Genomic DNA, 14,171 nt, shown 5'->3' with positions numbered 1-14,171 from the left:
CGGAGCGCCGCCGATGGCCACGGACGCCATGCTCAACCGCCTGCGCTGGCGCTGCCGCCGCGGCACGCGCGAGCTCGACCAGCTGCTCGGCGGCTGGCTGGACGCCCATGCCGCCTCCGGCGATGCCGAGCTGCTCGGTACGTTCGACGCAATGCTCGACGTGCCCGATCCCGACCTCTGGGACTGGCTGGTCGCGCGCCGGCCACCCGAGCCGCGCTTCGCGGCGATCGTCGATGCGATCCGCACCCGCCATCGCATTTGACTATCGCCCGTCGCGGCTGCTGATTGCGGCATTGACGGTCATGGGTTCGCTGGCCCTGGTGGCGGTCGCGCTCTGCGGGCTTGGCCTGCCGTTAAAGCTGGCTGTGGCGGCGATCGTAGTGGTCTGCGTCATACGGGCGCTCACGGGATTGATCCGCCCTGCCTATACGCGCATCGCCCATGGCGAAGCGGGATGGGTTCTGGTTCGGCGCAGCGGCGCTGAAGCAGCGGCTGCGCTGTCGAAGCATGTCAAGCTGGGCGCCTTGCAGGTGCTGGACCTGCGAGTCGATTCGCGGTCGTTTCGCGTCGTGGTCCTGCCGGACAATCTCGAGCCCGATCTTCGGCGGCGGCTGGCCCTGATTCCGATGGCCGGGACGCCCTCTTCGAGATAACGGTGCCTGATACCGTCGTCTACAATCGCGTTTTCAGGGCGCGTTCGAGACGGCGCTCGAGCCAGGGAGCAGAAATGGGACGTGTCCTCAAGATTCTCGCCGTATGGGCGGTTGCGTGTTGGCTGGCCGGTGCCCAGGCGGCCAGCTGGCGTCAGGTGCCGGTTCCGGGTGCGCAGGTCAGCGATCTGGTCGTCCTCCGGGATGGCCTGCTGTATGCGGGCACGAACAACGGCGTCTACCGCTCGTCGGACGCAGGCAACACATGGGCTCCGACTCAGGGCGCTTCTCCTTCCAAGGCGTTTCTGCGCTTGCACGTCGTCGATCAGGATCCGCAAAAGCTGGTGGCCTACACACACGACGGAACTAGGCCCGGCTGGTTTGCGATAGAAGTCAGTCGTGATGGCGGCGCGACCTGGCAGGTCGCTCAAACCCCTTGGTTTCACACGGAGAACGGAAGCTTCGCGAGTCATCCTGCGTCGCCAGGCGTCATTCTCTTCTTCAACCTAAGCATTGTGCTCCGCTCGGAAGATGGAGGAATGACTTGGTCAGATCTGAGCTCCAACCAATCCAAGAGGGATATTTTCGCGGTCAGCGACCAGCCTGCGCGATATGTCGCTACGACCCCTAGCCGTGGGAGGCTGCTCGAGTCGAGCGATGGCGGCGTCAGCTGGACCAATCTCGAGATGCAGCCGCGCATTCCCGATGGCGACTACTTGAGCTTCGAGCAGGATCCGTTGCAGCCATCGGTACTGTACTTCGCATCCTATCGCTATGGCAGCCAGGAGGCTGCCAGCGGAAAGATCGACACGCGAACCGGTGTCGTCACGTCTTTCGTAGATGTCTGTGGCTGTTCGCACATACGTGTGGTCGCCGATCCTCATCGGGCGGGACGGCTGGTCGCGCTTTCCGTGGCTTTCGACCCTGAATCGTCCGCCATCTCCGGTCGCCCCCTTAGGGAGAGCCTTGACGGCGGAGTTACCTGGGGCGATATGGGCGGGCTTACTCGGAAGCTGGAAGACGACTACCGCTGGTATTTCGATCCCTGGCAGCAAGGAAGGGTCTACCTGCCGACAGCAGGGGCAGGCATCTATCGTTCCGACAACGATGGCCGAACGTTCAGCGCTCGCTATTCAGGCATGAAGGCCGGCATCGTAACCGACCTGTCTGTCGACCCGACGAGCCCATCCGATCTTCTCGTTGTTCGGCAGCTGTTGCCGATGTTGCATTCCAGCGATGGCGGCGACAGTTTTTCGTTGGTCCGAACAGATTTCTACAGTGATGTCCCCGTTTCCTACGAGGATCGATCGCGAATAGCGAGGGCGTGGACGGACCCGAGTGTTCTCATCGGATTTGACAGAAATGCCTTTTACCGCAGCCAGAATGGAGGACGCTCCTGGGCGATCCTTCCTTCCAATTTTCCTTTTTCGGAAGTCTGGGTAAATGCGATCCAATTCGTTGGAGCAGGAAGCAGCAAGATCGTGGCCTTGACCGAGCGCAATGAAATAGGCAATCAGGTCTACTGGTCTGCCGATGGAGGTGAGCATTGGACCGCGACCGATCTCGGGGGCTGGGTTTTCGTGAACCGACTTGGCTCCGGAGGTGATGACGCCGGCCCCATCTATGCGCGCCGAGAAAACTACTCGCCGTCGAGTGCGACGCTATGGAAAGCCGACATATTTGGCGGCGCGTTCCGTTTCGCTCCTGCGCCCTTGCCGGGCGATATGTTCCGCTGGATCATGTCGCCGCCGGATCCAAGCAATACATCGAGAGTTCTTTTTTTCAGCAAAGACGAAAGCACGACCGAGCGACCCAACCAGGTCTGGGAAACGCGCGATGCGGGAGGCACGTGGAGCCTCCTGGGGAGCACCAACCTTTCCGGAGGCTTACCGGTCGTCGACGCGTGCGACGGCCGTACCATTTGGGAGACCGCTGGTGGGCGGGTGTCTCGCGATAGCGGGCGATTCTTTCGCCCCGACGTCAGGATCGGCCAGCCTTTTGCTGGTGGATTCCAGGCGCTCTGTTTCGAGGGCAAGTCCCATTTGTTCTCCGCAGCCAATGGAGGCATCGCGATCCGCGAACCGGAGGCAGCGGACACCCTTCTCAAAGAAGGGCACGATCCCTAGCGCGGCCGATGGCTGCGGCCTGCGCGCCTTCTGTTGAACTTTCCCGGTGATCGCGGTCCCATACCGGTTGCCGGCGGGCGTCACCGCCCTCCCAAGGATTGCCGCCCGATGTTTCGCCCGCTAGAAGTCTTCATCGGCCTGCGCTACACGCGCGCCAAGCGCCGCAACCACTTCATCTCTTTCATCTCGCTGGTGTCGATCCTCGGCATCGCGGTGGGCGTGGCGGCGCTGATCATCGTGATCTCGGTCATGAACGGCTTCGACAAGGAGCTCAAGAGCCGCATCCTCGGCATGGTCTCGCACGCGACGGTCACCGGCGTGGACGACACCGTGCACGAGTGGCGCAAGGCGATCGACCTGGCACGCGCCAACCCGCACGTGGAGGGGGCGGCGCCGTACGTCGAGCGCTACGTGATGATCCAGGGCGCCAGCAGCGACGGCGCTGGCGCGGTGATCCGCGGGGTGCTGCCGGAGCTGGAACCGAGCGTCTCGGAGATCGACCGGCGCATGGTGCAGGGGCGCCTGACGGATCTCACGGCCGGCCGCTTCGGCATCGTGCTGGGGCGCGAGCTGGCGATCATGCTGGGCGTGACGGTCGGCGACGACGTGACCGTCTTCGCGGCCGAGTTCACGGCCTCGCCGATCGGCGCCCTGCCGCGCGTCAAGCGCTTCCGCGTCGTCGGCGTGTTCGAGGCGGGCATGCAGGAGTACGACTCGGGCCTGGCGGTGGTCCACATGGACGACGCGGCCCGGCTCTACAGGCTCGACGGACCCACCGGCATCCGCCTGCGGCTGGACGACCTGTTCCGCGCGTACTCGGTCGCACGGGACATCGGCACCGAACTGGGGCAGTTCTATCGCGTGACCGACTGGATGCAGGGGCACAGCAATTTCTTCAAGGCGATCGCGATGGAGAAGCGCGTGATGTTCCTGATCCTGTCGTTGATCGTCGCGGTGGCCGCGTTCAACCTGGTCTCGACCCTGGTCATGCTGGTCACCGACAAGCAGGCGGACATCGCGATCCTGCGCACGCTCGGGCAGAGCCCGGCCAGCATCATGGGCGTATTCGTCGTGCAGGGCGTGCTGGTCGGTACGCTGGGCATCGTTTTGGGGCTCCTGTTCGGCATCGTCATGACCTTGAACCTGGAGACGATCGTGCACTGGATGGAGCGGACGTTCGGCATCGTCTTCATGTCGCCGGACGTGTACTACATCAGCGAGCTGCCGGCCGACCTGCACTGGGGGGACGTCGGCTGGATCACGATCACCGCATTCGTGTTCTGCACGTTCGCGACCCTGTATCCGGCCTGGCGCGCGGCGCGCGTGCAGCCAGCGGCGGCGTTGCGCTATGAATGAGTCGAGACGGGGCCTGCGGGCGGTCGCAACGTCCCGATCGCCGACGACGGGAGGATGCCGGTGAGCGAAAAGATCGTGCTGCGCGCCGAGCGCATCGCCAAGACCTACCAGGAAGGACGGCTGCGGGCCGAGGTGCTGCGCGAGGTCAGCTTCGATGTCGCGCGCGGCCAGACCGTCGCCATCATCGGCGCGTCGGGCAGCGGCAAGAGCACCTTGCTGCACATCCTCGGCGGACTCGACACGCCGAGCAGCGGCGAGGTCGTCGTCGAAGGCAAGACGATGTCGCGAATGTCCGACCGGGCACGCGGCCAGCTGCGCAACCACTCACTGGGTTTCGTCTACCAGTTCCACCACCTGCTGCCCGAGTTCACCGCGCTGGAGAACGTGTGCATGCCGCTGCTGATCCGCGGCACGCCGATCGATGCCGCCCGGCAGCGGGCGACGACGCTGCTCGAGCGCGTGGGCCTGGCCGAGCGCATCGAGCACAAGCCCGGCGAGATGAGCGGCGGCGAACGCCAGCGGGCGGCGGTGGCGCGCGCCCTGGTGACGCGTCCGGCCTGCGTGCTCGGTGACGAGCCGACCGGCAACCTGGACGAGGCCAATGCCGCCCAGGTCTACGGCCTGATGCTGGAACTCAATCGCGAGATCGGGACCAGCTTCATCCTGGTCACGCACGACCGGCGACTGGCGATGCGCATGGACCGCGTGCTGGAGCTGCGCGGCGGCAGCGTTCACGAGGTCGACAAGACCGGCAGCTGAGGGACGCGGGAACCAGCCATGGATGCGGCGAGCGACACTTCGAGGACCTGCGACAGCTACGGACGCGATCGCGCGGTCCCGCCGGTGTCGGTGATCGCACTGGCGTTGCTCGGCGGTGTCCTGGCGGTACAGGGCCTGCCGTCGTTGCCGTCGCCGGCGTGGACAGCCGTGCTGGCGTTCGCGGCGCTCGGTGCCGGCTGGCGCTGGCCCCGGCTGCGCGGGCTGGCGATCTTCGCACTGGGTTTCGCCTGGTGCGTGTGGCGCGCCGATGCGGCCCTGCAGGCGCGGTTGCCGCGCGACCTGGAGGGACGTGACTTCGAGGTCGTCGGGGTGGTCGACGAGCTTCCGGTCATGCGTGCGGACGCGACGCGCTTCTCGCTGCGGGCGGAGCAGGCGCTGCTGGATGGGGCGCCGGTGGCGCTGCGCGGCAGGATCCGGCTTTCGTGGTACGGCCCGGCACCGGCCGATCTGGCGGCCTGCGAGCGGTGGCGGATGACGGTGCGCCTGAAGCGCCCGCGCGGGCTGGCCAATCCGGGCGGTTTCGATTCCGAGCGTCATGCGCTGGAGCGCGGCATCGTCGCGGTGGGCTATGTCCGCGACGGGGCCGCCCGGCAACGCATCGGGACGCAACGACACTGCGTGGACCGCGTGCGGGACGGCCTCTCCACCGCGATCGTGGGCCACGTCGGCGATGTGCACGCGACGCGCCTGCTGCGTGCCTTTGCCGTCGGCGACACACGCGGCCTGGAACCGCTCGACTGGGAGGTCGCGCGCGCCAACGGCGTGCCCCATCTGATCTCGATCTCCGGTTTCCATGTCGGCGTCGCGGCGCTCTTCGGCGCCTGGCTGGTGCGTGCGCTCTGGTGGGCGTTGCCGTCCCTGGCGTTGCGGCTGCCGGCACCGCTGGCGATGGCGCCCGCGGCGCTGGCGACGGCCGTCGGCTACGGCCTGCTGGCCGGCAACAGCCTGCCGACGGTGCGGACCGTGCTGATGATCGCCGTGGTGGCGCTGGCGCGCCTGGGGCGGCGTGCCGGCAGTGGCCCGCAGTCGCTGGCACTGGCCTTGGTGGCGGTGCTGCTGTTCGATCCGCTGGCGGTGCTGGCGCCGGGGTTCTGGCTGTCGTTCGTCGGCGTGGCCTTCCTGATGCTGAGCCTGCAGCGCGAACGGGGCGCCTTGGGCTTCGTGCGGGAGCTCGGTGTCGGGCAATGGGTCATGACGATCGCGCTGCTGCCGCTGACGGCTTGGTTCTTCGGCGAGGCCTCGCTGGTCGGGGCGCTGTCGAACCTGATCGCGATACCGTTCGTCAGCCTGGCCATCGTGCCGCTGACCCTGCTCGCCACCTTGCTGCAGCTCCTGCTGCCGGGGCTGGCCGGGCCGCTGTTCGTCGTGGCCGGGTGGCTGGTGCACGCGCAATGGTGGCTGTGGGAACAGATGGCGACCTGGCCGGGCGCGCGCTGGTATCTGCCGGAGGTCGCTCCCTGGGCGCTGGTCCTGGCGACGCTCGGTGCGGCCTGGCTGTTCCTGCCGCGCGGGATACCGCTGCGGCCACTGGGCCTGCTGCTGTTCCTGCCGCTGGCCGTACCGCCGGCCGACCGGCCGGAGCCCGGGGCGTTCGAGGCGACGATGGTCGACGTCGGCCAGGGCCTGGCGGTCATCGTCCGCACGCACCGGCACGTGCTGCTCTACGACGCCGGTGCGCGCTACCCGTCGGAATTCGACCTGGGCGAGGTGGCCGTGCTGCCGGCGATGCGTGCGGCCGGCATCGGCGCGCTCGACCACCTGATCGTCAGCCACAACGACAATGACCACGGCGGCGGCGCGCCCGCGATCCTGCGCGCGTTCCCGAAGGCGGCGCGATCCGGCGGCGAGTCGGACACCAGCCCGCTCGGGCTCGCGGCCTGCGTCGCCGGCCAGCGATGGACGTGGGACGGTGTCGACTTCCGCGTCCTGCATCCTCCGCCGGCATCGACGGCGCGGGGCAACGACCGCTCCTGCGTCGTCCTGGTCGAGCACGCCGGCGGCCGCCTGCTGCTGACCGGGGATGTCGGCCGCCGTGTTGAGCCGGCGATCGCGGCGGCGGCGGGAGCCGGGGCGCCGCTGGTGCTGGTGGTGCCGCACCACGGCAGCCGGACCTCGTCCAGCCCGGGTTTCATCGGAGCGTTGAGTCCTGTCCTGGGCGTGGTTTCCGCGGCTTGGCGCAGCCGGTTCGGGCACCCACACCCGCGCGTGGTCGAGCGCTATCGAACCCGGGACGTGCCATTGATCAACAGCGCGGATGCCGGCGCGGTGCGCATCGCGTTTCCGGCGGATGCCCCGCCCCGGATCGTGCGCCGGGAGCGCGAGCACCGGCGGCGCTACTGGCGCGAATAGCCCCGCGAGGCGGGGCGGCCGTCCGCGGCAACTGGCCACACGGCGCTCTTTCACCCGCGTCTTGGCGAACGGGCGCACGGATCGGGCGTGCGGCGCTGCTATGATGCGGCCGGTCGTTGCGGTTGCTAGAAGGTGGGCTCGTGCTGGAAATCCTGGTGGCGGGAGGGTGGGCGATGGTGCCCATCCTGGTGTGTTCGGCCGTTGCGCTGGCGATCGTGCTCGAACGGTTCTGGAGCCTGCGCCGGAAGGTCGTCGCGCCGCCGGAACTGGGCGACCAGGTGCGCGAGTGGGCGCGGACCCGCCGGCTCGACCCGGAGCACGTGCGCGAGCTGGCCGCCAGTTCGCCGCTCGGCGAGCTGCTGGCTGCGGCGCTGTCGGTGCGCTACCGCTCGCGCGAGGTCATCAAGGAACGCGTCGAGGATGCCGGCCGCCACGTCGTCCACCAGCTGGAGCGCTTCCTCAACACGCTCGGCACGATCGCCCTGATCGGTCCGCTGCTGGGCCTGCTCGGCACCGTGATCGGCATGATCCGCATGTTCTTCGCGGTGATGGTCAGCGGCGTGGGCGACCCGATGAAGATGGCCGGCGGCATCGGCGAGGCGCTGATCTGCACGGCGGCCGGCCTGCTGGTCGCGATTCCCGCCTACATCTTCCATCGCTACTTCCGCGGCAAGGTCAACGACCTGACCATCGACATGGAGAAGCAGGTGATCGCCCTGGTCGACGAGCTCGGCGCACAGAGCGAGCCGCCGGTCGCCGTGCGGGCGGCGGGCTGAGCGGCCGCCATGCGCATCGCTTCGGGCCGTCGCGACGACGATTTCGAGATCAGCGTCATTCCGCTGATCGACGTCATGCTGACGTTGCTGATGTTCTTCGTGCTCTCCACGACCTTCGTCGAGCATTCGCGCATGAAGGTGACGCTGCCGGAAGCGGCTTCGTCCGACCGGCAGCAGGACGACCAGGCCCCGCTGCTGATCGTGATCGATCGCGAGGGACGCTACTACCTCGACAACAACGAGGTGCTCAACTCCGGGCTCGACACGCTCAAGGAAGCGATCGCCCGCAGTGCCGGCGATGACCGCCAGCGCCCGGTGGCGCTGCGCGCCGACGCGCAGACGCCGCACCAGGCGGTCGTCACCGCGATGGACGCGCTCGGCTCGCTGGGCTTCACGCGCCTGAGCATCGCGACCACGCCGGCCGAGCGGCCCGACACGCCGTGAGCCGGCCGGACCCTTCCGACCCCGGCGCATCGCCCTGGCGCGTCTATCGCCGGCTGCTCGGCTATTCGGCACGGTACTGGCCGATCGGCACGCTCGCGCTGATCGGCATGATCTTCGACGCGGCATGCGGCGCCGCGTTCACGTTCGTCATCAAGCCGATGCTGGATGACCTGTTCGTCGCCAAGAACGCGGCGACGATCTTCTGGATGCCGTTCTTCATCGTCGGCCTGTTCCTGGTCCGCGGCGTCGCGGTGTTCATCGCGGACTACGGCATCGCCCGCGTCGGCCGCTCGGTGGTGATGACGCTGCGCGGCGAGCTGTTCCGCAAGTACCTGCGCCTGCCGGCGGCCTGGTTCGGCCGCGAGGCGTCGGGCAAGCTGATCTCGCGGGCGACCTACACCGCCGAGCAGGTCGCCAACGCCAGCACCGATGCGCTCAAGGTGGTCGTGCTGGACGGCCTGATGGTGATCGGCCAGATCGCCGTGATGCTCTATCACAGCGTACGGCTGACGCTGGCGCTGTTCGTGCTGGCGCCGGTCATCGCGCTGGTGGTGTCGGTGGTCGGCCGGCGCTACCGCCGCATCAACAACCGCATCCAGGATTCGGTCGGATCGGTGGCGGGTATCGTCGACGAGGTCGTGTCCGGCCATCGCGAGGTGCGCGTCTACGGCGGCCAGACCTACGAGGAGGACCGCTTCGGCAAGATCAACGGCGGCATCCGCCGGCTGGCGCTGAAGGTCGCCTCGACCAATGCGCTGGCGACCTCGATCGTGCAGCTGATGGCCGCGATCGCCCTGGCGCTGGTCATCTACCTGGCGACGCGGCCGACGATGCTGGCGTCGATGAGCCCCGGTACGTTCATGTCGCTGATCACGGCGATGCTGATCCTGCTGCCGTCGCTCAAGCGCCTGACCACGGTGCAGGCGAACATCCAGCGTGGCGTCGCCGCCGCTCGCGACCTGTTCTCGGTGATCGACGCCGAGGAGGAGCACGACACCGGCACGTTCCGCTGCGAGCGGGCGCGTGGTGCGATCGAGTTCCGTGCGGTCGATTTCACCTACCCCGAGGCGGCGACGCCGGCGCTGCGCGGCATCGACCTGGTCTGCCCGGCCGGCAGCGTGACCGCCCTGGTCGGACGCTCCGGCAGCGGCAAGTCGAGCCTGGTCGGCCTGTTGCCGCGCTTCCACGACGCCCAGGGCGGGACGATCCTGCTCGACGGCCGCCCGCTGGCCGAGTACACGCTCGAAAGCCTGCGCCGGCAGATCGCCCTGGTCAGCCAGCAGGTGGTGCTGTTCGACGATACCGTCGCGCGCAACATCGCCTACGGTTCGCTCGGCGAGGCCTCGATCGAGGCGATCACCGCGGCGGCCGAGGCGGCCAACGCGATGGGCTTCATCCGCCAGCTGCCGGGCGGGCTGGACGCGCGGATCGGCGAAGGCGGCTCGCTGCTGTCGGGCGGCCAGCGCCAGCGCATCGCGATCGCCCGTGCCCTGCTCAAGGACGCGCCGATCCTGATCCTCGACGAGGCGACCAGCGCGCTCGACACCGAGTCGGAGCGGCTGATCCAGGGCGCGCTGGAACGGCTGATGCGCGACCGTACGGTGCTGGTCGTCGCCCACCGCCTGTCCACGATCGAGCGCGCCGATGCCATCGTCGTGCTCGACGAGGGCCGTATCGTCGAGCAGGGCCGGCACGCCGAGCTGATCGCCGGCGGCGGCTACTACGCGGCGCTGCACCGGATGCAGTTCCGCGAGGCGTCTGCGGCGTCCTGACCGGCGGCGAGCAGGGCCGCGCCGGCGGCCCTACAATACGCGGCCCCTGAAGACGATCCGAGGCCTTGTGGTGACAGCGCGACGCGGCATCATTCTCGCCGGCGGGTCCGGCACCCGGCTCTATCCGTTGACCCAGGCGGTCAGCAAGCAGCTGCTGCCGGTCTACGACAAGCCGATGATCTACTACCCGCTGAGCACGCTGATGCTGGCGGGCATCCGCGACGTGCTGATCATCAACACCCCGCACGAGCAGGCGCTGTTCCAGCACCTGCTCGGCGACGGCTCGCAATGGGGCATCGCCATCCGCTATGCGGTGCAGCCGTCGCCGGACGGCCTGGCCCAGGCCTACATCATCGGTCGGGATTTCGTCGGCGACGAGCCGAGCTGCCTGGTCCTGGGCGACAACATCTTCTACGGCCACGGCCTGACCGACCTGCTGCGCCAGGCCGACAACCGCACCCTGGGCGCGACCGTGTTCGGCTACTGGGTCCGCGACCCGGAACGCTACGGCGTCGCGGAATTCAACGGCGACGGCCGCGTGGTCGGCCTGGACGAGAAGCCGGTCCATCCCAAGTCGAACTGGGCCGTCACCGGGCTCTACTTCTACGACGGCCGCGCCGCCGACTACGCCGCCGAGCTCAAGCCCTCGCTGCGCGGCGAGCTGGAGATCACCGACCTCAACCGCCGCTACCTGCAGGACGGCACGCTGATGCTCGAGCGCATGGGGCGCGGCTACGCCTGGCTCGACACCGGCACGCACGAGTCGCTGATCGAGGCGTCCACGTACATCGAGACGATCGAGAAGCGCCAGGGCTTGAAGGTGTGCTGCCCGGAGGAGATCGCGTTCCTGAGCGGCTGGATCAACGCCGAGCAGCTGCTGGCGCTGGCCAATCCGCTGGCCAAGAACAGCTACGGCCTCTACCTGCAGCAGCTGGCGCGCCAGGGACGCCAGCCATGAAGCTGATCCGCAGCGCGCTGCCCGAGTGCCTCGTCATCGAGCCGGCCGTCCACGGCGATGCGCGCGGCTATTTCTACGAGAGCTTCAATGCGCAGCGGTTCGCCGAGGCGGGCCTCGACCTGAGCTTCGTGCAGACGAACGTCTCGCGGTCGGCGCGCGGCGTGCTGCGCGGGCTGCACTACCAGTGGCCCCACCCGCAGGGCAAGCTGGTCAGCGTGATCGACGGCGAGGTCTACGACGTCGCGGTCGACATCCGCGTCGGCTCGCCGACGTTCGGGCGCTGGGCGGCGGCGATCCTCTCGTCCGACAACCACCGGCATTTCTGGATACCGGAGGGCTTCGCGCACGGCTTCGCGGTGCTGTCCGAGCACGCCACCTTCGTCTACCAGTGCACCGCACTGTACGACCGCGCCGGCGACGCGGCGATCCGCTGGAACGATGCGGACATCGCCGTGGACTGGCCACTCGCCGAGCCGCTGCTGTCGGACAAGGACACGAAGGCGCCGTTCCTGGCCGACGTGCCGCCCGCGCGGCTGCCGGTCTACCGCGCGTGAGAATCCTCCTGCTCGGCGCGAACGGGCAGGTCGGCCGGTCGCTGCAGCGGCCGCTGGCCGGTCTCGGCGAGGTGATCTGCGCGACCCGCGACGGCCGCCTCGATGGCGGCGGCGTGGCGCTGGCGGCCGATCTCGGCGACCCGGCCGGCCTGGCGCTGGCGCTCGACGCGGCGGCTGCGACCGTCATCGTCAATGCGGCCGCCTACACCGCGGTGGACCGGGCCGAAAGCGAGCCCGACCGGGCCGACCGCATCAACCACCGTGCGGTCGGCGAGATCGGTGCCTGGGCCGCGTCGCACGGCGCCGCGGTGGTGCACTACTCGACCGACTACGTCTTCGACGGGCGCGGCGACCGCCCCTATCGCGAGGACGATCCGGTGGCGCCGCTCGGCGCCTACGGCCGCAGCAAGCAGGCCGGCGAGCAGGCGCTGCAGGCCAGCGGCGCCGAGCAGCTGATCCTGCGCACCGCCTGGGTCTACGCCGCGCACGGGCACAATTTCCTGCGCACGATGCTGCGCCTGGCCGGGGAGCGCGAGGAGCTGCGCATCGTCGCCGACCAGGTCGGCTCGCCGACACCGGCTGGCCTGATCGCCGGGACCACGGCGGCGCTGCTGGCGCGCTGGCGGCACCTGCCGGCCGGCGAGCGCGGGGCGGCCCAGGGGGTCTACCACCTGACGGCGGCCGGCGCCTGCAGCTGGTTCGACTTCGCCCAGGCGATCTTCGAGCGGGCCCACGCGGCCGGCCTGCTGCCGCGCCGACCGCGGGTGGTCCCGATCGCCAGTGCCGACTATCCGACCCCGGCGCAGCGGCCGGCCTGGTCGGTCCTGGACTGTGAACGGCTGCAAACCCGGTTCGGGTTACACTTGCCGGCTTGGGAGCAGGGCCTGCGCGAGGTCGTCGAGGCGCTCGCCGCCGCCCGCTCCGCCTGAAGGAGTCTCTCTCGATGCTAGTCCCCGTGATCCTTTCCGGCGGTGCCGGTACGCGCCTGTGGCCGGTCTCGCGCAGCGCCTATCCGAAGCCGTTCATGAAGATGGGCGACGGCGAATCACTGCTCTACAAGACGCTCGATCGCGCCTTGCGCCTGGCCGCCGGATCACCGGTGCTGACGGTGACCGGCCGCGACTACTACTTCCTGACCCGCGACGACTACGCCGGCCACCCGCAGGCGGACCTCGACCGGCTGCCGTTCCTGCTCGAGCCGGCCGGCCGCAATACGGCACCGGCCGTGCTGCTCGCCGCGCTGCACGCCGTCGAGCACGTCGCGCCCGACGCGACCCTGCTGGTACTGCCGGCCGACCACCTGATCCGCGACCTCGACGCGTTCGCCGCGGATGCGCAGCGTGCCGCGGCGCTGGCCGCCGACGGCTGGCTGGTCACGTTCGGCATCCGCCCGACGCACCCGGAGACCGGCTTCGGCTACATCCGCATGGGCGAGGCGGTCGCCGGCCGCGAAGGCCGCCAGGTCGGCGCCTTCGTCGAGAAGCCCAATCGCGACACCGCCGAGACCTACGTGGCCTCGGGCCAGTACGTGTGGAACTCGGGCATGTTCTGCTTCCGCGCCGATGCGCTGATCGCCGCGGCCGAGCAGACCTGCCCGGACGTGCTGGCGGCGGTGCGCGTCTGCCATACCGGTGCGAGCGGCAGCGAATCGCCGGTCGAGTTCTCGCGCGAGGCGTTCCTCGCGCAGCCGGACATCTCGATCGACTACGCGATCATGGAGCGCGCGCCGCGCGTCGCCGTGGTGCCGGCGCAGTTCGACTGGAGCGACATCGGCTCCTGGAAGGCGATCAGCGAGCTGGAAGGCGAGAGCGACGCCGCCGATGCCGACGGCAACCGCGTCCGCGGCAGCGCGATCGTGGTCGAGAGCAGCAACTGCTACATCCAGTCCGACGCCCGCATGGTGGCGGCGGTCGGGGTGCGCGACCTGGTCATCGTCGATACCGGCGACGCCGTGCTGGTGGCCGATCGCGAGCGCGCGCAGCAGGTCAAGCTGGTGGTCGACCGCCTGCGCGCCAGCAACCACGACGCGGCGACCTTCCACAAGACGGTGCACCGTCCCTGGGGCAGCTACACCGTCCTGGAAGACGGCGACGACTGCAAGGTCAAGCGGCTGACGGTCAAGCCGGGCCACGTGCTTTCGCTGCAATTGCATCACCGCCGCAGCGAGCACTGGACCGTGGTCCACGGCACCGCCAAGGTCCGCGTCGGCGAGAAGGAATTCCTGCTCCAGCGCAACGAATCGACCTACATCCCGATGAACACCGTGCACCGCCTGGAGAATCCCACCGACCAGGACATCCACCTGATCGAGGTGCAGTGCGGCGACTACTTCGGCGAGGACGACATCGTCCGTCTCGAGGACCGTTACGGCCGGATTCCGGCCAAGGTCTGAGGCCGCGGGCCGGG

General features: G+C 68.9%; 13 protein-coding genes. All 13 read left to right on the top strand.

The window, feature by feature from the left end; translation table 11 throughout:
- Positions 1-13 precede the first annotated feature (13 nt).
- The 13 genes from I596_RS14785 (at position 14) to I596_RS14730 (ending at position 14,157) form a co-directional block, all read left to right on the top strand.
- Positions 14-262 carry an FAD assembly factor SdhE gene (locus I596_RS14785; RefSeq protein WP_067649571.1) on the top strand — a complete coding sequence of 83 codons (249 nt, stop codon included), beginning with the start codon at positions 14-16 and terminating at the stop codon, positions 260-262.
- Entirely contained in the window at positions 234-653 is a 420-nt protein-coding gene (locus I596_RS14780) for a hypothetical protein (protein ID WP_150132187.1), read from the top strand. The genes I596_RS14785 and I596_RS14780 overlap by 29 nt, the downstream gene beginning before the upstream one ends.
- 74 nt (positions 654-727) lie before the next feature.
- Positions 728-2,776: a beta propeller repeat protein gene (locus tag I596_RS18540; RefSeq protein ID WP_150132186.1), complete on the top strand. Its 2,049-nt coding sequence runs from the start codon at positions 728-730 to the stop codon at positions 2,774-2,776.
- A 108-nt stretch (positions 2,777-2,884) separates the two neighbouring features.
- Positions 2,885-4,132: a lipoprotein-releasing ABC transporter permease subunit gene (locus I596_RS14775; protein WP_067649567.1), complete on the top strand. Its 1,248-nt coding sequence runs from the start codon at positions 2,885-2,887 to the stop codon at positions 4,130-4,132.
- Positions 4,133-4,186: 54 nt separating this feature from the next.
- Positions 4,187-4,891 (top strand): lipoprotein-releasing ABC transporter ATP-binding protein LolD, encoded by a 705-nt coding sequence (lolD, locus tag I596_RS14770; protein ID WP_067649565.1) that lies wholly within the window; start codon positions 4,187-4,189, stop codon positions 4,889-4,891.
- 18 nt (positions 4,892-4,909) lie between these two features.
- A complete protein-coding gene (locus I596_RS14765) occupies positions 4,910-7,261 on the top strand; it encodes a DNA internalization-related competence protein ComEC/Rec2 (protein WP_083965617.1) in 2,352 nt (783 codons plus the stop codon).
- 173 nt (positions 7,262-7,434) lie between these two features.
- The gene (locus I596_RS14760; protein WP_425478811.1) at positions 7,435-8,037 is read left to right on the top strand and encodes a MotA/TolQ/ExbB proton channel family protein; all 603 of its coding nucleotides are present in this window, start codon (positions 7,435-7,437) and stop codon (positions 8,035-8,037) included.
- A 9-nt stretch (positions 8,038-8,046) separates the two neighbouring features.
- Positions 8,047-8,481: an ExbD/TolR family protein gene (locus I596_RS14755; RefSeq protein ID WP_067649560.1), complete on the top strand. Its 435-nt coding sequence runs from the start codon at positions 8,047-8,049 to the stop codon at positions 8,479-8,481.
- A complete protein-coding gene (gene msbA / locus I596_RS14750; RefSeq protein ID WP_067649556.1) occupies positions 8,478-10,253 on the top strand; it encodes a lipid A export permease/ATP-binding protein MsbA in 1,776 nt (591 codons plus the stop codon). Before I596_RS14755 ends, msbA begins: the two co-directional genes overlap by 4 nt.
- A 70-nt stretch (positions 10,254-10,323) precedes the next feature.
- A complete protein-coding gene (gene rfbA, locus I596_RS14745) occupies positions 10,324-11,211 on the top strand; it encodes a glucose-1-phosphate thymidylyltransferase RfbA (protein WP_067652079.1) in 888 nt (295 codons plus the stop codon).
- Positions 11,208-11,765, top strand: a complete 558-nt coding sequence (gene rfbC / locus I596_RS14740) for a dTDP-4-dehydrorhamnose 3,5-epimerase (protein ID WP_067649553.1) — start codon at positions 11,208-11,210, stop codon at positions 11,763-11,765. The genes rfbA and rfbC overlap by 4 nt, the downstream gene beginning before the upstream one ends.
- Positions 11,762-12,694, top strand: a complete 933-nt coding sequence (gene rfbD / locus I596_RS14735; protein ID WP_067649550.1) for a dTDP-4-dehydrorhamnose reductase — start codon at positions 11,762-11,764, stop codon at positions 12,692-12,694. Before rfbC ends, rfbD begins: the two co-directional genes overlap by 4 nt.
- 14 nt (positions 12,695-12,708) lie before the next feature.
- Positions 12,709-14,157 (top strand): mannose-1-phosphate guanylyltransferase/mannose-6-phosphate isomerase, encoded by a 1,449-nt coding sequence (locus I596_RS14730; protein ID WP_067649547.1) that lies wholly within the window; start codon positions 12,709-12,711, stop codon positions 14,155-14,157.
- Positions 14,158-14,171 lie beyond the last annotated feature (14 nt).

The organism is Dokdonella koreensis DS-123, assembly GCF_001632775.1.
Classification (GTDB): Bacteria; Pseudomonadota; Gammaproteobacteria; order Xanthomonadales; family Rhodanobacteraceae; genus Dokdonella; species Dokdonella koreensis.
Note: the sequence above shows the minus strand (reverse complement) of the source record. Positions and strands in the feature narration are given on the sequence as shown.